The sequence below is a fragment of the Ferrimonas aestuarii genome (assembly GCF_005116665.1).
Taxonomy (GTDB): domain Bacteria; phylum Pseudomonadota; class Gammaproteobacteria; order Enterobacterales; family Shewanellaceae; genus Ferrimonas; species Ferrimonas aestuarii.
Window position 1 is genome coordinate 62,411 of record NZ_SWCJ01000015.1, and the last position, 22,494, is coordinate 84,904.

The 22,494-nt window shown below is 52.0% G+C and carries 20 protein-coding genes; 8 read left to right on the top strand and 12 right to left on the bottom strand.

All coding sequences use genetic code 11. The features are described from left to right. The first annotated feature begins 100 nt into the window (after nt 1–100). The 5 genes from FCL42_RS16360 to FCL42_RS16380 are packed head-to-tail and all read left to right on the top strand — an operon-like array spanning nt 101 to nt 5,081. A complete protein-coding gene (locus FCL42_RS16360; protein ID WP_136864551.1) occupies nt 101–1,594 on the top strand; it encodes a cytochrome c oxidase subunit II in 1,494 nt (497 codons plus the stop codon). Then, nucleotides 1,591–3,408: a cytochrome c oxidase subunit I gene (ctaD, locus tag FCL42_RS16365; protein WP_136864505.1), complete on the top strand. Its 1,818-nt coding sequence runs from the start codon at nt 1,591–1,593 to the stop codon at nt 3,406–3,408. Before FCL42_RS16360 ends, ctaD begins: the two co-directional genes overlap by 4 nt. Continuing rightward, nucleotides 3,395–4,078, top strand: a complete 684-nt coding sequence (locus FCL42_RS16370; RefSeq protein WP_169308425.1) for a cytochrome c oxidase subunit 3 — start codon at nt 3,395–3,397, stop codon at nt 4,076–4,078. Before ctaD ends, FCL42_RS16370 begins: the two co-directional genes overlap by 14 nt. Next, nucleotides 4,075–4,722 (top strand): heme-copper oxidase subunit III family protein, encoded by a 648-nt coding sequence (locus FCL42_RS16375; protein ID WP_136864507.1) that lies wholly within the window; start codon nt 4,075–4,077, stop codon nt 4,720–4,722. Before FCL42_RS16370 ends, FCL42_RS16375 begins: the two co-directional genes overlap by 4 nt. 8 nt (nt 4,723–4,730) lie before the next feature. Next, complete coding sequence (locus tag FCL42_RS16380; protein WP_136864508.1) at nt 4,731–5,081, top strand: cytochrome C oxidase subunit IV family protein; 351 nt, start codon at nt 4,731–4,733, stop codon at nt 5,079–5,081. Here FCL42_RS16380 and FCL42_RS16385 read toward each other — a convergent pair. The 7 genes from FCL42_RS16385 to pabB all read right to left on the bottom strand — a co-directional run bounded on the left by FCL42_RS16385 (nt 5,078) and on the right by pabB (nt 14,638). Further along, nucleotides 5,078–5,464, bottom strand: coding sequence for a VOC family protein (locus tag FCL42_RS16385; RefSeq protein WP_136864509.1), 387 nt, complete (start codon nt 5,462–5,464; stop codon nt 5,078–5,080). The genes FCL42_RS16380 and FCL42_RS16385 overlap by 4 nt on opposite strands. A 23-nt stretch (nt 5,465–5,487) precedes the next feature. Further along, entirely contained in the window at nt 5,488–6,267 is a 780-nt protein-coding gene (locus FCL42_RS16390; RefSeq protein WP_169308426.1) for an arylamine N-acetyltransferase family protein, read from the bottom strand. 127 nt (nt 6,268–6,394) lie between these two features. Further along, complete coding sequence (locus FCL42_RS16395) at nt 6,395–8,563, bottom strand: M3 family metallopeptidase (RefSeq protein WP_136864511.1); 2,169 nt, start codon at nt 8,561–8,563, stop codon at nt 6,395–6,397. Between the two features lie 297 nt (nt 8,564–8,860). Next, nucleotides 8,861–10,354, bottom strand: coding sequence for an aspartate ammonia-lyase (gene aspA, locus FCL42_RS16400; protein WP_136864512.1), 1,494 nt, complete (start codon nt 10,352–10,354; stop codon nt 8,861–8,863). Nucleotides 10,355–10,887: 533 nt separating this feature from the next. Next, nucleotides 10,888–12,288, bottom strand: a complete 1,401-nt coding sequence (gene asnS / locus FCL42_RS16405; RefSeq protein ID WP_136864513.1) for an asparagine--tRNA ligase — start codon at nt 12,286–12,288, stop codon at nt 10,888–10,890. A gap of 213 nt (nt 12,289–12,501) precedes the next feature. Next, the gene (locus FCL42_RS16410; protein ID WP_136864514.1) at nt 12,502–13,095 is read right to left on the bottom strand and encodes a CoA pyrophosphatase; all 594 of its coding nucleotides are present in this window, start codon (nt 13,093–13,095) and stop codon (nt 12,502–12,504) included. A gap of 139 nt (nt 13,096–13,234) precedes the next feature. Next, complete coding sequence (pabB, locus tag FCL42_RS16415) at nt 13,235–14,638, bottom strand: aminodeoxychorismate synthase component I (RefSeq protein WP_136864515.1); 1,404 nt, start codon at nt 14,636–14,638, stop codon at nt 13,235–13,237. Between the two features lie 260 nt (nt 14,639–14,898). Between pabB and ahpC the strand changes: the two genes are divergently transcribed. Together ahpC and ahpF are read left to right on the top strand one after the other, a co-directional pair. After that, nucleotides 14,899–15,456: an alkyl hydroperoxide reductase subunit C gene (gene ahpC, locus FCL42_RS16420; RefSeq protein WP_136864516.1), complete on the top strand. Its 558-nt coding sequence runs from the start codon at nt 14,899–14,901 to the stop codon at nt 15,454–15,456. 122 nt (nt 15,457–15,578) lie between these two features. Then, entirely contained in the window at nt 15,579–17,171 is a 1,593-nt protein-coding gene (gene ahpF, locus FCL42_RS16425) for an alkyl hydroperoxide reductase subunit F (RefSeq protein ID WP_136864517.1), read from the top strand. Between the two features lie 245 nt (nt 17,172–17,416). Here ahpF and FCL42_RS16430 read toward each other — a convergent pair whose 3' ends face one another. The 4 genes from FCL42_RS16430 to FCL42_RS16445 all read right to left on the bottom strand — a co-directional run bounded on the left by FCL42_RS16430 (nt 17,417) and on the right by FCL42_RS16445 (nt 18,933). Further along, on the bottom strand, nt 17,417–17,824 hold the full coding sequence (locus FCL42_RS16430) for a hypothetical protein (RefSeq protein ID WP_136864518.1): 408 nt from the start codon (nt 17,822–17,824) through the stop codon (nt 17,417–17,419). Next, entirely contained in the window at nt 17,824–18,048 is a 225-nt protein-coding gene (gene yidD, locus FCL42_RS16435; RefSeq protein ID WP_136864519.1) for a membrane protein insertion efficiency factor YidD, read from the bottom strand. Before yidD ends, FCL42_RS16430 begins: the two co-directional genes overlap by 1 nt. Before the next feature lie 2 nt (nt 18,049–18,050). Beyond that, the gene (locus tag FCL42_RS16440; protein ID WP_136864520.1) at nt 18,051–18,266 is read right to left on the bottom strand and encodes a DUF4177 domain-containing protein; all 216 of its coding nucleotides are present in this window, start codon (nt 18,264–18,266) and stop codon (nt 18,051–18,053) included. A gap of 241 nt (nt 18,267–18,507) precedes the next feature. After that, nucleotides 18,508–18,933: a hypothetical protein gene (locus FCL42_RS16445; RefSeq protein ID WP_136864521.1), complete on the bottom strand. Its 426-nt coding sequence runs from the start codon at nt 18,931–18,933 to the stop codon at nt 18,508–18,510. Between the two features lie 711 nt (nt 18,934–19,644). Between FCL42_RS16445 and FCL42_RS16450 the strand changes: the two genes are divergently transcribed. Further along, nucleotides 19,645–20,550 (top strand): hypothetical protein, encoded by a 906-nt coding sequence (locus FCL42_RS16450; RefSeq protein WP_136864522.1) that lies wholly within the window; start codon nt 19,645–19,647, stop codon nt 20,548–20,550. Nucleotides 20,551–20,609: 59 nt separating this feature from the next. Here FCL42_RS16450 and FCL42_RS16455 read toward each other — a convergent pair whose 3' ends face one another. Then, nucleotides 20,610–22,430, bottom strand: a complete 1,821-nt coding sequence (locus tag FCL42_RS16455) for a hypothetical protein (RefSeq protein WP_136864523.1) — start codon at nt 22,428–22,430, stop codon at nt 20,610–20,612. Between the last annotated feature and the right edge of the window lie 64 nt (nt 22,431–22,494).

Consider the following 22,494-nt stretch of genomic DNA (forward strand, 5'->3'; position numbering starts at 1 on the left):
TAACCCTCTTTTCACTGCTCGTTGAGCAGCACGTCGGCGAATGCGCCAAGGGACTGGGAAAGTTGCCGATTATCCTGCGAGAGCAGTGTAGGTGGCGCGTATGATTCTGGCCGTGGTGCTCGTTCTGTTGTTGGTCGCTTCTCTGTGGTTTCACTTCGCTGGAAACTGGCAGTTGCCTGCGCTGGCCTCCAACTGGGGTGACATCGACACCACCATCGTTATTACGCTTATCATCACTGGCGTCGTGTTTATCGCTGTGGTGCTGTTCATGGCGTGGACGCTGTATCGATACCGCTATCGCCAAGACGCAAAATCCGAATACCAACCTGAAGACAAAAAGCTGGAGTATTGGCTAACTGGCGCCACGGCCATTGGCATCACCTTAATGCTGGTGCCCGGGTTGTATGTTTACTCTGATGTGGTGAGTGTGCCAGAGGATGCCCATGAAGTGGAGGTGCTGGCAGAGCAGTGGCGTTGGCAGTTTCGTCTTGCAGGTGATGACGGCTTGCTGGGGAAAACCGACATCAAGCGCATCTCGCCGACCAATCCGTTTGGCATCGATCCAACGGATCCTGCGGGTCAAGATGACAAACTGGTGACCAGCAATGAACTTCATCTGCCTATCGACAGGCCGGTGCACCTAAAACTGCGTTCCAAAGACGTGCTTCATGATTTTTATGTGCCTCAATTTCGCAACAAGATGGATGCGGTGCCAGGCATTGTCTCTTCGTTGTGGCTTACGCCAACGGAGTTGGGCCGATTTGAGATTCTCTGTGCGGAGCTCTGCGGCGTTGGCCATTTCAATATGCGCGGTGCGGTCGTAGTTGAGCCAGTGGATCACTTTATCCGGTGGCTTGATGAGCTGCCAAGTTTCGCTCAAGGGACGTTAAGTAGTGTTAGCGCGTCATTGGCCAACCCCTTATCGGCCCAAGCTCAAGAGGGGCAAGCTCTAGCCGAATCTCAAGGCTGCATGGCCTGTCATGGGTTTAAGGACAGCCCATTGGCGCCCAGTTGGAAGGGGCTTTATGGCAAAACTGAGCTCCTCAGTGATGGCAGCGAGGTTGTGGCCGACGACGCCTATTTGGCGGAGTCGATCACCAACCCGGGAGCCAAAATTGTTAAGGGCTACGCCAATGTGATGCCAGCCTATCCTTTGTCTGAGCTTCAACTTTCCGCCCTGATCACCTACATCAAAGAGCAAGGCGGCGTGGTATCGCCATTGCCAAATTCTGCTCAGCCCAGTGCGCCCATCAGTAAACCACCCCCGGAGAGTGTAAAACAAAGTGGCCCCTCAGCGCCGGTGGATGGCAAGCAGCTCGTCACCACCAAGGGCTGCATCGCCTGTCATAGCGTTGATGGCGGTCATAGCCTTGGACCGACTTGGTTGGGGCTATTTGGCCGCGAACGGCCACTGGCCTCAGGGGAGCGCGTGATTGCAGATGAGGCCTATTTGAGGCGGGCCATCTCTGAGCCCAATAGTGAGTTGGTTCAAGGCTACGGCGCGATCATGCCTGCTCAGCCGTTAACTGAGGCTGAGATCAACGCCTTGATCACCTACATAAAAACCTTGGCGGAGAAGGGGAGTAACCCATGAGTGAGCCGTCGCAAGCTGCATTTACCGATTTGGATCATGGTGACCATCCCGCGCCAACAGGGTTTTGGCAAAGGTATGTGTTTAGCCAAGACCATAAAGTTATCGCCATTCAATACACCTTAACGGCCATCGCGGTGGGCTTGGTGGCCTTGGTGTTATCCCTGCTAATGCGGCTGCAACTGGGGTTCCCGGGGCAGTTTGATTTTATTGACCCCTCGTCGTACTACCAGATGATCACCATGCACGGCATGATCATGGTGGTGTACCTGTTAACGGCGCTGTTTTTAGGTGGCTTTGGTAACTACCTGATTCCATTGATGGTTGGTGCCAGAGATATGGTGTTCCCGTTTCTTAATATGCTCAGTTACTGGACCTATCTGTTGGCGGTGCTGATTTTGATGGCCAGCTTTTTTGTGACAGGCGGCCCCACCGGCGCGGGTTGGACATTGTATCCGCCTCAGGCGATTTTGCCCGGCACTCCTGGTGTGGATGGTGGCATAGTGTTGATGCTGGTGTCGCTGGCGGTGTTTATTGTGGCGGCCACCATGGGGGGGCTTAATTACGTCACCACGGTACTTCAGGCAAGAACCCGTGGCATGACCCTAATGCGGATGCCATTAACCGTATGGGGCATTTTTATGGCCACGGTGATGGCGTTGTTGGCCTTCCCGGCGCTGTTTGTGAGCGCGGTGATGATGCTATTTGATAAGTTGCTTGGAACCAGCTTTTTTATGCCGGAGCTGATCTCATTAGGGCAGGCGACCGATTTTTCTGGCGGGAGCCCCATTTTATTTCAACACCTGTTCTGGTTTTTCGGTCACCCAGAGGTGTATATCGTGGCGCTGCCTGCTTTTGGTATTGTGTCGGATCTCATCAGCGTCAATGCTCGCAAAACCATTTTTGGTTATCGAATGATGGTGTGGGCCATTGTCATCATTGGCGCCCTGAGTTTTGTGGTGTGGGCGCATCACATGTATGTGTCCGGCATGAACCCCTATTTTGGATTCTTCTTTGCGGTATCCACGCTGATCATCGCCGTGCCCACCGCCATCAAGGTGTACAACTGGGTGCTGACCCTGTGGCGAGGTAACGTGCGAATGACGGTGCCGATGCTTTTTTCCATCGCCTTTGTAATGACCTTTGTGTTTGGTGGCATGACCGGGCTGTTCCTCGGCAATGTGGTGGTGGACTTGCCGCTGTCGGATACCTACTTTGTGGTGGCGCATTTTCACATGGTAATGGGCGTCGCCCCGATTTTGGTGATCTTTGGTGGGCTCTATTTTTGGTACCCCAGCGTTACCGGCAGAATGCTCAACGATGCCTTGGGGAAATGGCACTTCTGGTTAACCTTTATCGGAACCTGGGCCATCTATTTCCCCATGCACTACCTTGGCGTTTTGGGATTGCCAAGGCGTTACTATGCCTACGATAACTATGAGTTTATTCCCCCTGAAGCCCATGCCATCAATGCCTTTATCAGTATTGCCGCCTTTGTGGTGGCCGCAGCGCAGTTGCTGTTTCTATTCAATTTAGGCTGGAGCTATTTCAAAGGTCGAAAGGCCAACCCCAACCCTTGGGAGTCTGCCTCGCTGGAGTGGCAAACGCCAACCTTGCCTCCAGGCCATGGCAACTGGGGCCCTTCGCTGCCAGTGGTGTATCGCTGGCCTTACGATTATCACCTTCCCGGCCACTCTGGTGACATGGTGGTGCAAACCGATCCTTGGCCCCAATTAATCCAGTCTCAAACCGAAGCGGACAGTGATGGTCACCAAGGTGCCGCTAACGAGGGAGGGCCAATTCATGAGCCGAGTTAACGTTAGGGGCGTTATTGGGACCTTGGCTGAAAAGCCTTGGGAAACCGGTGGATTTGCTCCTAAGACATGCCATCGTAGCGCAGGCGCGGTAGGGCTTTGGGTAACCTTAGCGGTGATAAGCTCGCTGTTTGTGCTGTTTATGCTGTCAGCCATTATGCGGTCGCAATCGCCGGATTGGGCACCGCTTACAGAGCAGCCGTGGCAGCCGCTGTTTGAGTTAAGGCCACTGTGGATCAATACCTGCTCGTTATTGGCGTCCAGTGCCGTGTTGCAACTGGCCAATGAGTTTCCCTCTCAACATCGCCAAAGTGCCGTACAGCTTGTATTGCTGGCGGCGGCGCTGACGTTAGCGCTGGCGTTTATGGTTGGTCAATGGCAGGTATGGCAAGGGTTTGCTGATGCCGGCTTTGGCATTCGCAGCGGGCCATCGGCAGGGTTCTATTTTTTGCTCACGGGGCTGCACGCACTGCATCTGTTGGTGGCTATCGGGGTGTGCTGTTGGTTGCTGCCAAGTTTGTGGGGCGGGCTGAATACCTTGCGTCTCAAGTTGTTGACTCGATATTGGCATTATCTGTTTCTACTTTGGTGTGTGTTGTTTGCATTGATCAGTTGCCCGCCAGCGACCTATAAGCTGCTGGCGGCGCTGTGCGGCATCGAGGTCAGTGAATGATGAAAAACTCAGAATTTATCCAAGATTGGGCTGCAGATAAACAAGCGTTTCAGGTGCCTTGGGGCAAGGCGATGATGTGGATTTTTCTGCTGAGCGACACCTTTGTGTTTGGCAGTTTTCTGGTGGGGTATATGGTTGCTCGAAGTTCAAGTGTTGAGCCTTGGCCACTGACGTCGGAGGTGTTTGCCCTAGAGGTAATGGGCACCAGTGTACCTCTGCTGCTGATCGCCATCATGACGTTTATTCTGATCACCTCCAGCGGCACCATGGCCTTGGCGGTGAATTATGGCTATCGGCGTAACCCAAAGTTGGCTGCGAACTTGATGTTAATTACGGCGATCTTGGGCGCCAGTTTCGTTGGCATGCAAGCCTTTGAGTGGAGCAAACTTATCGAAGATGGGGTTCGCCCTTGGGAAAACCCCATGGGCGCGCCTCAGTTTGGCGCCGCATTTTTCATGATTACCGGCTTTCATGGGCTGCACGTTTCCATTGGAGTGCTGCTGCTTATTATCGTGGCTCTGAAAGTGAAGCGTGGAGATTATGAGGCCAAGGGCGACTACAGCATCGTTGAGAACACCGGGCTCTATTGGCACTTCGTGGATCTGGTGTGGGTATTTATCTTTGCCTTTTTCTATCTGTGGTAGGAGGCGGTATGCAACATCAAAATGTTGATAATCAGCAAGCGCAGCCACCGAAACCGGCGGTGCATCCTATCGGGGTCTATTTTAAGATCTGGTTTTTGCTGTTCTTATTAAGTGCATTGTCCTACACCGTCGATTACATGCAGCTGCAGGGTATGCTTCGGTGGGGGCTGATCATTGTGTTCATGGCACTTAAAGCCGGGCTAATTGTGGCGGTGTTTATGCACATGATGTGGGAACGATTGGCGCTGATCTACGCCATGATCCTTCCGCCCTTAGCCATACTGGTGTTGGTGCTGCTGATGCACTTTGAGTCCAGCTATACCCTTTGGAACCGAATTAGCCACTTTAGTGGTGGCTAGTTCCAGCAGTTCACATCTTCGGAGCTGTCAAAGTCACTGCGTTGGGGGTGCACTACGCAGAAGCGGTGTTTGGTGGGCGCTTCCATTACCACCCAGCGGGGGAAGCGCTCGACGACAATGGCCCCTAGTTCGAGTAGCCGTTGCACTTCTGCGTCAATGTTGTCGGTTTCGATGTCCATGTGTATGCGGCTGGGGTGACTGACTTTCTGGATCAACATCTGAGGCTGACTGGCTGGCGCTTCAAGGCTGGCATAGCGCTCCGCCCACTCATCGTCTGAGCGGCGACAGGGCATTCCTAGGGCGCGTTCCCAAAACTGATTGGCTTCTTCAATGTCATCCACCTGATTATCAATAACAAAGGCGGCGAGGCGACTTTTGTGCATGGGCGAACTCCTTGTTGGCCGTTTTATCCATTCAGCAGAGTGATCTGAAAGTACTGTCTAAGGTACTGGTTGAACTGGTCTGCGTCTATGGATTGCTCCTGCTTTTGGCCATCGGTGGTGACCGTGAATTTGGTTGCCTCCTCAGACTGAGACAAGCTGATGCGACCGGTTGGGGTGAGTTGAGTGATCACTTTGGATTGAGTAAAGTGCGACTCTGGCGAGGTTTGTGTGCGGTGACAGGCGTCCAGAAAGCTGCGGCGGCTAACCGGCGTTTTTACAAAGACGAATCTAGGTTGCCAAGGGCTGTTGGGCTCTGACTCATCGCGGTAATAGAGCGCAAGATGAGCGGTATCATACTCATCGATTCGATACTGAAACCCTTCGCTGCGACTTATCTGATGGCCACTGAAGGCTACCGGGGCTCCAAAATGGCGACCATTGCCCACATCCACCAAATAGTGCTGATTGTCGATGGTGACCTTTAGCGACATATGATCGTAAAACTGCCTAAGGGGCCTGTCACTGCACATCTCTGCGCCCAAGAACTTAACCTCGTAGCCTAAGGCCGTTAGTGCATCGTAGAACAGCGCATTATTTTCATAGCAGACGCCGCCACGTTTTGATGCGACGAGCTTGTGAAATACCGGTGAGCTGTCGAAGTTGAGAGGAATGCCTTGGTGAATATCCAGGTTCTCAAATGGGATGTGCAACAGGAACTGGCGCTGCAATCTATTCAGATTGGCAAGGTTTGGGGTACGGTCGGCCGTGTAGCCAATGCGAGTTAAAAATGCGTTTAGATTCATGGGTGAAGAGTCCATCCAGTTAACGATGGCAGGCAGCTTAAAACTTCAAGTTAGGTTTAAGTCAATGGGAAAGATCAAAAAAGGCCAGCATTACGCTGACCTTTGCTTCGGTTGGGAATGGGTTGCCTTACAGGGCGATGCCGCGGCGCTCTAGCAGTGCGGTAGACTCAGGTGCCTGACCACGGAAGTCTTTGTAGGCTTCCATCAGATCTTTTGAGTTACCCACAGACAGAATCTTATCGCGGAAGATTTGACCCTGCTCGCGGCTTAGGCCACCTTTGGTGCCCATGTAGCTAAAGGCATCGGCGGCGAGGATTTCACTCCACATGTAGGCGTAGTAACCCGCGCTGTAGCCACCGGCAAACACGTGAGCGAAGTAGGCTGACTTGTAGCGAGGAGGAATGGCGGCAAGGTTGATGCCGTGCTTTTCTAGAGCCTTGGCTTCAAAGGCTTCGACGTCGCCAATCTCGGCATTGGCTGGTAGTGAGTGCCACTCCATGTCCAGCAGGGCAGCAGACAGGTATTCCAAGGTGTTGAAGCCTTGGTTGAAGTTGTTGGCTGCCAGTACTTTCTTCAGCAAAGCGTCTGGGATCGGCTGGCCGGTTTCCTGATGCTTAGCGTAGTTGGCGATCACCTCTGGGTTGGCTGCCCAATCTTCCTGGAAGGTCGATGGGAACTCAACAAAATCGCGAGGGGTGTTGGCGCCGGACAAGCTGGCGTAGTTTACGTTTGAGAACGCACCGTGTAGGCCGTGACCAAATTCGTGGAACATGGTAGTGGCTTCGTCGTAGTTCACCAACTGAGGCTGGCCTGGAGCCGCCTTTTCGATGTTCATGACGTTGATTACTACCGGCTTGTTGCCATTTAGGTGTGACTGATCAACAAAGTTGCTCATCCAAGCACCGCCGCGCTTGCCTTCACGGGCAAAGTAATCGGCGTAGAACAGACCCAGAGCGGAGCCGTCTTCGTTGAACATCTCATAAACCACAACGTCTGGGTGGTAGGCGGGGATGTCTGGACGCTTCTTGAAGCTGATGCCAAACAGGCGGTTCATGGTGTAGAACACGCCATCTTCCAACACGCGGTCAAACTCGAAGTATTGCGCCACTTCTTGCTGATCGATGTTGAATTTTTGCTGACGCACTTTCTCGGCGTAGTACAGCCAATCCCAAGGCTCAACCTTAAAGTTGCCACCTTCGGCTTTAATCATCTTTTCAATTTCTTGGGCTTCTGCCATGGCGTTGGTGGTGACCTTAGGCGCCATGGAGCCCAGCAGATCCATAACGGCTTCAGGCTTCTTCGCCATCTGGTTTTGCAGCTTGTACTCGGCCCAATTGTTAAAGCCAAACAGCTCGGCCTTCTGCGCACGCAGTTTTACCAGCTCCTTGACGATAGGGCGGTTGTCGCTTTCACCAGAGGTGTTACGAGTGGCAGAGGCTTTCCACACGCGCTCACGCAGGTCACGATTGTCTAGTTGCTCTAGAACGCCCTGACGAGTGGTGTTGGTTAGGGTCAGTAGGTAACCCTCTTTGCCTGCCGCTTCTGCAGCCAGTTCTGCGGCGTGAATCTGTCCTTCAGGCAGGCCACTCAGTTCGGCTTTGTCGGTCACCAAAACGGGGATTGCCTTTGAGGAGGCCAGCAGATTTTGTCCGAAGGCATTGGTCAGCTCAGACAGGCGCTTGTTCAAAGCTCGAACCTGTTTCTGCTGTGATTCATCCAGCTTGGCACCGGCACGAACGAAGTTGTCGTAGCTGATTTCCAGCAGGCGCAGAGACTCAGCGTCCAGCCCTAAGCCACTGCGCTGGTTATATAGGGTTTCCACACGAGCGAACAGTTTCGGGTTCATGTGGATGTTGTCACTGTGCTCAGCCAGTTTTGGACCCATCTCGGTAGACAGATCGCGGCGCAGTTGGTTGCTGTCGCTGCCATTTAGGTTGAAGAACACAGATGAAACTCGACCCAGTACTTCACCAGATTGCTCCATCGCTTTGATGGTGTTGTCGAAGGTGGCTGGCTCTGGATTGTTGGCAATGGCATCAATTTCAGCCATGTGCTCCGCCATGCCCACTTCAAACGCAGGTTTGAAGTGCTCATCTTTGATGATGGTGAAGTTTGGCGCGTGATAAGGCAGCGTGCTTTCAAACTTGAATGGGTTGGTATCGGCCAGTTGCATTACTGCTGGCGCCACGGTCTCGGTGGCTTGGGCGCTGTCGTTCACAGGGGCGGTAGCGTGTTGTTCAGAACAGGCCGCTAACGATAGCACAATGGCTCCGGCCAGAATGGAGTGGCGAAACATTTTAGATTCCTTTGCTTAATTGTTGTTGTCCTACCCAGTGACTTTCTCGAGTCATCTTGACGTGAAGTAGGCACTTTTTTGTTTGTGAAGCCGTTTAAAACGGGTCTGTCGGATGACACTGTAACTGAATGGAAATTGAATGGATAGTGAATACAAGGCGTAATTTGTAACAGATGTTACGGTGTGACATTGCTATGTGAATTTTGTGATCAATGCCAGTAAGAAAGGTATTTCAGTCAGGCTTATTTCGACGAAGAGCACCTTTCGTAGGGCAAAAGGTGCTCAATAACTATTCAGTTAGTCGTAACGCTTTCCGGAGTAGGCCGGGTGAATCAAATTCTCTACCGAGAAGATGGCATCCAGTTCGGCTTCGGTCAGAAGTCCACGCTCAAGTACCACCTCTTTCACCCCTTTGCCGGTTTCGGCGCAGATCTTGCCAACGATGTCACCTTCGTGATGGCCGATGATCGGGTTTAGGTAGGTGATGATGCCGATGGAGTTCATCACGTGCTCTAAGCAGCGCTCTGCATTGACGGTAATGCCATCCACACATTTGGTGCGCAGACTGATGCTGGCATTGTTAAGCAGCTTGATGGACTCGAACAGAGCTTGGCCAATCACTGGCTCCATTACGTTAAGTTGCAGCTGACCCGCTTCGGCGGCCATGGTGACGGTCATGTCGTTACCGATCACCTTAAAACAAACTTGGTTAACCACCTCAGGAATAACGGGGTTTACCTTGGCGGGCATGATGGAGGAGCCCGCTTGGCGCTCTGGAAGGTTGATCTCTTTAAGGCCGGTACGAGGACCTGAGGAGAGCAGGCGCAGATCGTTACAGATCTTAGATAGCTTCACCGCAGTGCGTTTTAGTGCCGCTTGCAACATCACGAAGGCGCCACAATCTGAAGTGGCTTCAATCATGTTATTGGCCTTGGTTAGAGGACGCTCGGTGATGGCCGCAAGGTGCTCAATGGCCAGTTCACTGTAACCTGTTGGCGTGTTTAGGCCCGTGCCGATGGCGGTAGCGCCTAGGTTGACTTCGTGCAGCAGGGTCACGGTGTGGTTTAAGTTTTTGATCTCTTCCTGAATCAGCTCAGCAAAGGCCATAAACTCCTGACCGACGGACATCGGCACCGCATCCTGAAGCTGGGTACGCCCCATCTTCAATACGTCAGAGAACTGGTCGCCCTTGGCGGCAAAACTGTGCTGAAGCTGCTCGAATTCCGCAGTCAGGGCATCGATGGAAGCCAGCAGGGCAATGCGAAAACCGGTGGGGTAGGCGCAGTTGGTGGATTGGCTGTGGTTTACGTGGTCGTTAGGGTTAACCAGATGGTAGCTGCCTTTGTCTTCGCCCATCAATTCAAGAGCAAGGTTGGCCACCACCTCATTGGTGTTCATGTTGACCGATGTTCCAGCCCCCCCTTGGAACAGATCCGACGGGAACTGATCCATGCACAGGCCATCGTCCAAAATGCGGTCACAGGCGCTGATGATCTTATTGGCAACGGCATTGGGTATGGCTTGCAGGTCGCGATTGGCCATGGCAGCGGCTTTCTTTACTTGCACCATGCCGCGAATAAACTCGGGCACGTCATTGATGCTGCTGCCTGAGATCTGGAAGTTCTCCATGGCGCGAATGGTGTGAATGCCATAGTAACAATCATTCGGGACTTCGCGCTCACCGAGCAGATCGTGCTCAACGCGAAATTTAGGCTGACTGATTGGGAATTCCGGGGTAGAGGCTTGCGGTTGGGTGTCGTGCTGTGGCTCTAGTTGGGTAACCTGGGACATCGATGTTTCTCGTTGCAGTAGCGCTATTTGTTGTTATGTGATGGGTAATACCAATCAAACTAATGATCTGCTCATTCAGCTGAACTTAATCGGTTCTCAGACAAGGCAGTAAAGTGAAGCTCTAGTGGCTCTGAAGTGAGGCTTACTACGCAGCATGATGACCGATTAAATCAGCCCTTCGGGAAGCGCTCACAAGCCCTGACTCTGCGTTAGCGTTGTTCGAAAGGACTCCACCATTCCTTCGCAACGCTGCCTTGATTCAGAACTTCTGAGGGCTTCTGAACTGCACACAGCATTAATGTGATTGATATAAAATATTTGTGATGATTATAGTGATATGCCGCCGTCAAAAGTTGCGTCAGATCACATTACGTTAGGGTGCTTAAGAGAAATATCCGATTGCTTGGAACGAAGGAATGAGGTGGTTTTTTAGGTCTGACTAACTGGCCATTAGTGAGCGAGATTTGGCGAGTCAAAATTCAATAAAAAAACCCGCCGAAGGGGCGGGTTTCTATTGCGCTTCTAAATGGGATTTAGAAGTTAGCGGTACGCGGCGCACGCGGGAATGGGATTACGTCACGGATGTTAGCAACACCGGTTACGTAGCTTACCAGACGCTCGAAGCCCAAGCCGAAGCCGGCGTGAGGCACGGTGCCGTAACGTCGCAGGTCGCGGTACCAGTACATATCTTCTTTTGGCAGGCCCATCTCTTCGATGCGCTGATCCAGTACGTCCAAGCGCTCTTCACGCTGAGAACCACCGATGATCTCACCGATGCCTGGTGCCAGTACGTCCATGGCGGCAACGGTCTTGCCGTCGTCGTTTAGGCGCATGTAGAAGGCTTTGATGTCTTTCGGGTAGTTCTTCACAACCACTGGGGCTTTGAAGTGCTCTTCCGCTAGGAAGCGCTCGTGCTCGGAAGACATGTCGATGCCCCATTCAACTGGGAACTCGAACTCTTTGCCACAGGCTTTGAGGATCTCGATGGCGTCGGTGTAATCAACCTGAGCGAAGTCCGCTTCTACGAAGGACTTAAGGCGGGTGATCACTTCTTTATTTACGCGCTGCTCGAAGAACTTTAGATCGTCTATGCGCTCGGAAAGTACCGCGTTAAAGCAGTACTTCAGCATATCTTCAGACAGTTTGGCCATGTCATTCAGATCGGCAAACGCCACTTCCGGCTCAACCATCCAGAACTCCGCTAAGTGACGGCTGGTGTTGGAGTTTTCAGCACGGAAAGTTGGACCAAAGGTGTACACCTTAGACAGGGCGCAGGCGTAGGTCTCAGCGTTCAACTGGCCGGATACGGTCAGGAAGGTCTCTTTGCCGAAGAAGTCTTTGTCGAAATCGACATCGCCTTTATCGGTGCGAGGCAGGTTGTTCAGATCCAAGGTGGATACGCGGAACATCTCACCGGCGCCTTCCGCATCAGAAGCGGTGATCAGCGGGGTGGATGCCCACAGGAAGCCCTGCTCGTGGTAGAAGCGGTGAATTGCTTGAGACAGGCAGTTACGCACGCGCATAACCGCACCAATTAGGTTGGTGCGAGGGCGCAGGTGAGCTACTTCACGCAAGTATTCGATGGAGTGACGCTTGGCGGCCATTGGGTAGGTGTCAGGATCTTCAACCAGACCAACCACTTCAACGCCAGTCACGGCCATCTCAAATTGCTGACCTTTTCCTGGGGACTCTACGACTTCGCCGGTCATTTTAACCGAGCAGCCAGCAGTCAGTCGCAGCACGTCTTCCTGGTAATTATTCAGATTATTAGGCACTACGCCTTGAATCGGATCAAAACAGGAGCCGTCATAAACGGCTAGGAAGGAAATACCGGCTTTGGAGTCACGGCGGGTGCGTACCCAACCCTGAACCGTTACTTCGCTACCGACAGCGTAGACGCCCTTTAAGACGTCAGCGATAGTTGCCACACTCATTCTCGGTTGTCTCTCCAGCGAGATTAATAAAAAAATACAGATTTGTTGCCAAAAGGCATGACCCACAATCTTACCTAGCTTGAGCGGTTTCTCAAGGGCTGAAACCACAATGCGTGTCACTTTTACGGTAGGGGTGCCGAATTATCCAGCAACTGGCCGAAAATTATGGTTTTTGATACTAAAACGGCGACGGAAGCTGTGCCGTTTCCAGCGTTATTTGGCGGCGGGGTAGCCTAGGTGGCGAACCAACTGCTCAATGACGGCAGCGGTGGCGCCCCAGATCTTGTAGTTCTGATAAAACATAAAGTAGACCCGATGTTCACCGCCGCGACGACTGACCACCATAGATTCGCGATTGTTCGGATCCAGCAGGTGGCCAAGGGGCACGTAGAAGCACTCGGATACTTCGTCCAAGCTGAGCTTGGGAGCAAATGGTTGTTCGATAAAAGCCAGCTGCGGCTGCATGCGAAAGCGGCTGATGGTGTGAAAGTCTGGCAGTTGACCGATGCGGTGCAGGTGCTCAGGAGGCAGGCCGACCTCTTCCCAGGCTTCTCGGGTGGCGGTGTGCCAAAGATTAAGATCGGTATCATCTTGTTTTCCACCGGGAAAACTTATCTGGTTGGCATGGTGCCGAAGGTGAGGGGACCGGCGCGTCAGAAGCAAATTTAAGCCGTCACCCCGCTCCTCCATCGCCAGCAGCACCGAAGCGGGTTGGAACAGATTGGCTTGGGGGTGGCGTGCCAATGGGTCTTCACTTTTCCCCATGGTGGCCAATGAAAATTGCGATAAAAACTGCTGACGCCTCACCGAGAAGCACTCCTTAGCTTGCGCGAACTTGGTTTTACCTTAACAAAGGCGTCCGCATTCTCAAAGGCACAGACGTTTCGCCTAAACAAAGCTGGGAGGCTTAACGGTAGCTGGTTCGTGGTAACCACTTTTTTAAGCGTTAGCCAACAGCGCTTTCCAGTATTGGTAGAATCTTCGCGAGTTTATCAAAGCACTCTTGGTACTCGGCGTCGACTTGGGAATCAGCAACAATGCCGCCTCCCGCCCAGCAATAGAGGTTTTGTTGTTTGGCTACCAAAGAGCGGATGGTGATGCTGGTGTCCATTTTGCCGTGGCAACTGAGGTATCCGATGCTGCCGCAGTATAGACTGCGGCGATAGGGTTCGAGCTCTTCGATGATCTCCATGGCGCGAATTTTAGGGGCACCGGTAATCGAGCCTCCGGGAAAGGCGCCACGAAGCAGATCGCAGGCACCCACGCCTTCGGCAAGCTCGGCGGTGACGGTGCTCACAAGGTGATGTACGGCAGCAAAGCTTTCGATGGCGAACAGCTCAGGAACGCGAACGCTGCCCGGGGCGGCGGCGCGGCCAAGATCATTGCGCAGCAGATCGACGATCATCAGGTTCTCAGCCCGGTCTTTAGGGGCATGCGCCAACTCGTTAGCATTGGCTTTATCTTGTTGTGAGTCTTGATGGCGAGGGCGGGTGCCCTTAATAGGCTTGGTTTGTACCTGCTTGCCATCGACCGATAGGAATCGCTCCGGCGATACCGACAACAGCGCCGCATCGGGGAGGCGGATGAACGCGGAAAACGGGGCTTGGTTGGCGGCGCGCAATTGTTGATAGGCCTGCCATTCATCGCCTTGGTAGGAGGCCTTGAATCTCTGAGTTAGGTTGATCTGATAGCAGTCGCCAGCTCGCAGGTACTCTTGCACTTTGGCGAACGCCTCTCGGTACGCCGCTTTACTGGTATTTTGCTGCCAAGCACTGGTTAACGCGAATGGCTGGCTTTGACTGTGGTGATGGTCAATTTGGTTTTGAAGCCACTCTAATCGCTGTTGCCATCTTGATTCATCGCCTTGCACAACCAGCTCAACACTGCCTGCGATCTTATCGATGATTACGGCCCAATCGAATAGACCGATGGCCATCTCTGGCAGCTCAATCTCATCTTGAGTTTGGCTGGGCAGCTCTTCAAAGCGGCGGCCAAGATCGTAACTAAAATGCCCCACGGCGCCGCCAACAAAGGGCAGATCATGATGCTCTGAATCGGAATGAACTGGGTATTGCGGCATTCTGGCGATGAGCTCATCCAGCAGCGCCAAGGGATCCTCTTGGCTTTGCCACTGCTGCTCAAACCATCGAACTTGTGTGGTGTTTCCTCGGCAGATAAGGTGACCAATGGGATCGGCGCAGAGAATATCGAAACGGCTATCAGGATGACTTGGCTGACTGTCTGGCGTACAGGAGTCCAGCAACATCGCCCAGGGTTGGTGTTGCAGGCTGGAGAAAAGCGCAGGGGCGTCGCTAGGCAGATCCAGAGGGCGACGGGTCAATTGAGACATCAAGCTACCGTATTATTGTTCTATGAAATGAGCGGCGCCATCTTATCAAACCTCTCTCTTCATACAAAGACAGCACAGAGCTGCGATTGACCGTTCGTTGGACTCGGGAAAGAGAATTACTGGTTCAATCTAAAAATGCGAATGAGGTGATAGATTTCAATCGTTTTTATATTTTTGGGTTCGGAGGCACTATAGCTCCATCGACACAACGCAGTGTCTTCCAAAAACATTTTAAACGAGAGTTTCTAGGGAGTTACCTCATGATCAACACTGAAATCAAGCCATTCAAAGCAACCGCATTCAAGCAAGGCGAGTTCGTTGAAATTACTGAACAGGACGTTAAAGGCAAGTGGTCTGTGTTCTTCTTCTACCCAGCCGATTTCACCTTCGTATGCCCAACTGAACTGGGTGATCTGGCGGACCACTATGAAGAGCTGCAGAAGCGTGGCGTTGAGGTGTTCTCGGTATCAACCGACACTCACTTCACCCACAAAGCGTGGCACGACAGCTCTGACACCATCGGCAAGATCAACTACTTCATGGTAGGCGACCAAACCGGCACCATCACCAACAACTTCGGTGTAATGCGTGAAGGCCAGGGCCTGGCAGACCGCGCTACCTTCCTGATTGACCCAGAAGGCGTGATTCAGGCGATGGAAATCACTGCTGAAGGCATTGGCCGCGACGCTGAAGATTTGATGCGCAAGGTGAAAGCGGCTCAGTACGTTGCCAATAACCCAGGCGAAGTTTGCCCAGCCAAGTGGAAAGAGGGTGAAGAAACTCTGGCTCCATCTCTGGACCTAGTTGGCAAAATCTAAGCTGACCCCGTTATAACTGCACACCTTGGCCTTTGTTCATTTCCGCTGGGGTGTGCAGCCCCTTTGTTTTATCGAACTTTATTTTTATCTGATTTTAAACCGAATTTTGGAGTGGATGTCCCATGTTAGATCAAGCCATGAAGCAGCAGCTAAAAAGCTACCTTGAACACCTGAAAACCAACGTGCGTCTGCGCCTGGCGCTGGATGACAGCGACACCGCCCAAAAACTCAATGCATTGGCCACCGATATTGCCAGCCTAAGCAGCAAAATCGAGGTGGTAACGGATGCAGACGCTAGTGAGCGAAAGCCGCAAATGGTGGTAGAAAGCCCAGAAAGAGGCACCGCCATCGGCTTTGCCGGCCTGCCAATGGGGCATGAGTTCACCTCTTTAGTTTTGGCATTGCTGCACAGCGGTGGTCACCCGATGAAGTTGGACGCTGAGACCATCGAACAGATTGCGGCTTTGGACAACGAGTTGAAGGTGGAGATCTTCATTTCACTGTCTTGTCAGAACTGCCCCGAGGTCGTGCAGGCCTTTAATATGATGGCGGCCATCAACCCCGCCATCACCACCACCATGATCGACGGTGCCGCCTTCCAAGAAGAGGTGAAGTCTCGCGACATCATGGCGGTGCCTAGCGTGTTCGTAAATGGCGAGTTATTCGGTCAAGGCCGCATGTCTCTAGAAGAGATTCTTAATAAAGTAGACCGTGGTGCTGCCGCTAAGAAAGCAGACAAAATCAACCAACAGGCCCCATTTGATGTGCTTGTTGTTGGCGGCGGTCCTGCGGGTTCTTCTGCAGCCATCTATGCCGCTCGTAAAGGCATTCGCACTGGCGTGGTTGCCGACCGCTTTGGCGGTCAAGTGCAAGACACCATGGCCATTGAGAACTTCATCTCTGTTAAAGCTACCACTGGGCCTAAACTGGTTGCCAGCCTAGAAGAGCACGTCAAAGAGTATGGCGTTGAGGTGATGACCGAGCAGCGTGCAGCCAACATCATCGGCGCAGAAGAGACCAGCGATGGTTACATCCACGTTGAGTTGGAAAGCGGCGCAGTGCTCAAAGCCCGCAGCGTGATCACCTCAACCGGTGCCCGCTGGCGCGAAATGAACGTGCCGGGAGAGCAGGAGTATCGCAACAAAGGTGTGGCTTACTGCCCTCACTGTGATGGCCCGCTGTTCAAAGGCAAGCGCACGGCGGTAATTGGTGGCGGTAACTCCGGCATTGAAGCGGCCATCGATCTTGCAGGTATTGTTGAGCATGTGACCGTGCTTGAGTTTGCCGATACCCTGCGTGCTGACCAAGTACTGATAGATAAAGCCAACGCCACCGCCAATATTGAGATCATCACTTTGGCTGAGACCACTCAGGTATTGGGGGATGGCACTCGGGTGACGGGCCTTGAGTACAAAGACCGCACCAGCGGCGAGCTAAAGCAATTAGCACTGTCAGGTATCTTTGTGCAGATTGGTTTGGTGCCAAACAGTGAGTGGCTCAAAGACTCTAAAGTGGCGCTATCATCCCGCGGTGAGATTGAAGTTGACGCTCATGGTGCCACCAGCTTAAGTGGCGTGTTCGCCGCCGGCGACGTAACTACCGTGCCGTACAAGCAGATCATCATCGCCATGGGCGAGGGCGCCAAAGCCAGCTTGGGGGCATTTGACTACTTGATTCGCACTCCAGCCCCAGTTGCAAGTGAACAAGCAGCCTAAGCGGATTAGATTACCGCTTTCCGTTTCATGAAATGTTGCCCTTGGTAAGAGATTACCAAGGGCTTTTTTGGTAAATGAGTTCGGTGCTGGCCTTTGTAGAGAAGGATTCGTTGCCAAGATGTTTTTAGCCAGTTGGCTTTTGATTAGGACAGGCGGTAAACACCCAAGCATCATCGCCAAAGCCGTTAATCGCAGAGCTTTAGGGCGTTATTCTGATGTGATGGTGTTGTCACAAAGGCGAACTCTTAATTATCAAGCTTTGCGGCGTGGCCGGTGATCTGCTGAAAGATCAACGCTGATTGCTGCAAGTTGTATCGGCGGGCGATTCTTTGCGAGAAAAACAGCTGTGGCAATTCATAGATGACTACCGCGCATATCACGAAGGCGGCTTGATCAAAGCCTTGCCAAATCGCAATGGCACTGCACAGCAACAGGGTGATCTCAATAAAGAACAATCCATAACGACGGAGGTACAAGTGATGGATGCCACCTAGGAACAACCAATTGAGCGTTGCATAGGTATCGGGATCTTTTAACTGCTTACTTTGCTCTACAAAGTACTGTTTTCTTTGTGCCGCCGGTAGCGCATTTACCTGCGCTCGCATGAGTTCTTCTTGTTGCTCGATAACTTCGATGGGCTGAAGTAGCTGCATTAGGGCACCTCATCAATAATTTTGTCGACCAAATCTGGCTGGTTGCATCGTTTGATGCGTGCCAAGCCCAAACGCCACCCCTTGATGGCACCGTATTTCTCGATGCACTGTTTGGTGTATTCGGAACATGATGGTTCGAAATTACACTCGATGTTGAGAAGTCGCTTTGATCCACCGCTGGCTTGATAGCGGCGGATCAATCGCAAAGATAGACTTTGCAGCAAGGTTATCGACCTAGAGTGATGATCACGGCTTCACGCTTCCAAAACAGCAGGAAACGCTTCTGCTCGATCACTTGAAACACAACTTGCCAGCCATCTTGCGCGTATTTGTTTAATTCTGACTCCATTTTTTGTACCGGTAAACCGCTCGCCCCCAGAAAAATGGTACCGCAACCGCCTTCCACGATGTGGACTACCTTGTACTCTTTGTAAGCTGACATAATGCTCTCTTTGTCGTTGGTTCAAATAAATTACTTATAATACAGTAAATTAAACATAAACTCAGGAGCAATGGATTTTGTGTGACTTGTGAGAATTAATCGGAACTTTGCTGGTTTGGTCGCAGAATTAGCACTTGAGTGTGAGTCAATGTTGTAGGTAAGCATCAACTAAAGAGGGCACCCGTTTCAAAGCCGCATATTTTAGAGAGACTCGCTTGTTGGGGTGCCTCGATAACGGCAGTTAAGTCATCTGTTTGGCTTGACGCTGCTGGCCTTTGATTTTTACAAAAGCGTAGATAAACAGCAGCATAAACAGAGCATCGTTGGCACCATAAATGGCATAAAACAGCCCGGTAAGCAGGTCTTGTTCAAAGAGGTGTGGCAGAGTGTGGCCAAATTGCGACAGCCAGATTCCCCAGATTACTACGTACAGCAGCTTCTCAAGGGCAAACACGAGGGCGATGTAAGGGGCGGTAAATACCGCGTTTCGACAGGCGATGTAGGCTAAGCCCCACAATATGATAGACAGGCAGCCTGGCAAGGAGAACAGCACTGGGTCTGTTGCCATTAACAGTTCATTTGACAGCCCTTTGCTGAACAGCAACATGCCGCCGACGTTGATGATTCCCGAAGCGAGAAATCCGTTTTTTATTAGGTTGTGGTTCATAACATTTTCTTCCCTGATATCCATAGGTAGAACCTGCCTGAATTCTGATGGATAGGCAAAAGTTAGATTGTTCAATTGCTAAGTTAGAACTAGCTACCCCTGATGCTCGCTAAGGTGCTGTGCAAACCCTCCAACGACTCCCTGATGCACATCAGGGCCCAGTGTCCTTGATTTTGATTTTTGAAAAGACTCTGGCTATCGGCGTTCGCCGGCAAAACGTTGGGGAGGCTCGGTTGATATCGCAAAGTCTGCGCTCACCGAAAAGACCTTCCAACGATTCCCTGACGCACATCAGGGCCCAGTGTCTTTGGGTCTGAGCTTAGAAAAGGCCACTAGATACCGGCGTGCGCCGGCAAACATGGATTTAATTGCGGTGGTAGATTTGGCTTCCCTGACGCACGTCAGGGCCCGTGTCCTTGAATTTGAGCTTAGAAAGGCCACTGGCTACCGGCGTTCGCCGGCAAACATGGATTCAATTGCGGTGGTAGATTTAGCCTCCCTGATGCACATCAGGGCCCAGTGTCCTTAATTTTGCTTTTAGAAAAGGCCACTCGTTGCCCGTACTCGCTGACGAAAAGGTAACCAGTTCTGTTAGAGCAGCTTACTGAAAGTGAGGGCTATCTCTACTGGTAAGGCATTTCCCGTGATTACAAAGTTTCAAAATGGTTATACTTCCGTCCCTGAATGCCCAATATCAACCCTAGGAAAATAATGAGAGCCGTCAGTAATTTGATGATTTTGGCGCTAATGCTGGTCTCCGGATTTAGCTACGCCAATTGCAGTGATGCGGAGATAAAACAGGTTAGAGCTGAGGGCTTAGCGCTATACAAAAGCGGGGATCAACAGGGCGCTGCCAAGGTTTTGTCTCGCTACTATCAGGAGCAGTGCGATTATTACGCCATGTCACAAACCGATGACGCCCATTTCAATCAGGGGTTGTGGCTGATAAGCGACCTGATGCTTTATCGCAATAAAATTGGCAATCCCTTGGGGTGTTTGGCGCTAGGAGATGAGGTTTACGCAACTTTTATGGTGAGTGATGAGGGCCGCCATGAACCTCGGGTGCAAAAAGCACTTCAAGCCAATTTAACCAGTTGCAAGAAGTCGCTGTCGCAGGCATACACGCCGGCGATTCAGTGCCCTGTTGCCGGTTACGAATACATGAGTGCCATTCCATCATCTTGGCAGAATCAGAATGAGCTTTTGTATGAGCTTGCCTGTATCCGTTTTGTGGAGAATCAACCCGACAGACTGGGAATGGACAGAGATGCAGACAAATACCAAAGTGAGGGCATGGCTCACTGGCCAAGGTTTGAGGTACTGACGGTCAATCGAGCGACTCCGTCCACCATCAGCACGCCTTATGAAATGGTCAGCGTGATAGAGAAGCAGTACCAGCTTGATCAGCTCTACATTACCGACGAGCAGGGAGAGTTGTGGGGGCAGCACTGCTATCGGTTTTCAGTTAACTTCGGTGAGCAGGCAGGGATGATATTTCTCGATGGCAGCAGCTCAATTTGCGGTGGAGCAGGACTTTTTGTCAACCGAGTGATTACCAAGTTGGATTACCCCATTAAGGCGACTGTAGTAAAAGAGAGCAGTCATATATATAAGTAGCTAAGTAGCCACTTCCCCAGCAGGGCGTGCTGGGGAAGCTTTGGTTTTTCTATAACCTGTTACTCATCGTCATCCCATTCATCGTAGGGATCTTTCATCGGCTTTTTGAACTCTGCGTCATTGTACGGCCAAGGCACAGCGGCCAAAAACTCAGTTAATGCTTGGGTGTCGGCGTGTTCTTCGCGAATGGTGGCCAAGGTGTAGTTGATATGAAATCCATGCACATCCTCGCCGCCGCCAATGGCATTAAAATACTGCGCTAATAGGGGCAGATAGTCAGGGTTTGTACTCAAACTGCTGACGGCGATGGCCAGCGGTGGCTCAGCTTCATAGCCACTGACGTTGCTGGCGATTGACCATTGACTGAATATTTTAACCGCCTCTGCCACTAACGGCTGAAGCTCTGGATTAACCGAAGCGGCGTAGAAAAACTGCTCTTCGCTTTGTGCTCGGCCTAAGCCGTCACTGAATGCGAAATACAGCGGCTGAACGGTGCCGGACTGCGGTTTTCCTCTGCTCAATAAGCGGCTAAACAGACCTTCTTTTTCAGGAGTGCCCGCCATGGCCGTTTCGATCATGGGTAGCAGGATCAACAGTCTGTCGAGTATCTGCCGTTTGCCAGATTCGGTTTCCAGATCGTAGCAGCAAAGGTGAATGCAACCGTTGAGGCTTGGCTGAGATTGCACCAGGTCAGGGATGACAAGGGGCGCTGGCGTTGTGGATTTCGCCACTAGCCATTGAGGCTCATCTTGCTCAACTTCTGATTTTTGCGTATCTGGAACGGTCACCTGTAGGTGCTCCTCCAGCTCGAAGCCGTAAGCCAGAAATAGATCATTGTGCTTGCGGTTGATGACGGCCAATCGGTCAAGGTCAAAATCCCAAGGTTTATTGATGCTGCCATCTCGGCTTTGGGTGCCAACGGCGTAAAGCGGGCTTACCTGTTCACCATTTAGGCTGATGCACTGCAATGTGCAGTCCTGCCAGCCAAGCCACATTTCATCTTTAGCGGGATCAAACCACACGCCGGTTAGGCAGCTAATCAGGGTTTGCCAATGCTCATTATCGGTGTGGGCGTACTTGCCTGATGCGATCCGATCCAGCGCCGCTTCCGTCTCCTCTTCGTCATAATCGGTGATCTGTTCTAACGAAAATGGTCTGACTGATTTGGTCCACAGAATTTGGTTGCGGTTGAGATCAATAAGCTGCAGCTCATACTCGTACTGGCCATCTTCCGTTTTTTGCAGGCAGTCTGCATAGGGAAGAGCAATCAGCCCACGCTCCTTATCCTGAAACAGCCAAGGACGAATCGCGATGTCAACGGGGACCGGTTTACTGTCTAGAGGCAGCTTGTGTTGGGCGCCGTTACTTGGGTCGATGCGGTACAGGAAGTGACTGCGAAACTTGTAACCTGCCTTGTGGTGAAGGCCGTAGAAGCTGAATTGCCCATCCTCGGTTTGGGTGAGGGTTTCCAGCTCAATATCGGACTCCTCTATGGGCCAGTGGCACAACAGATCGCCGCTGTTTAGGCAGAGGCAGGCCAATTTGAGACCGGTCAGCTGTTTGCTGCTAAAGTGCGCTGCTATCCAAATTTGCTGCTGGTCGGCATCAAGCCAGTGGCCAGAGAAGGGCCGGCAGCTCAGGTTTGCCACTTGAGAGACCACCTGGCTGGCGCAGTCGACAACAAACACCTTGCCCGTTTCTGTGGTGGCCACAAATCGATGTTGATCGAGGGGGGCCAACAAAGAGAGGCTATTTTCTTTGGTTTCAGGCAGTTCCCATTGAAACACCACGTTAGGCGTTTCACCGGGTTCAATTACCTGAATATGGATACCACCCACGTAGCTCAATGAGATGGCTTTAAGCTGGTAAGGAAAGGTCATAGGCTGTTGTCACTGCAAGAAAAGGGTAGTGTGCAAATGGCTTCGTAAACGCGAAAAGCCGGCG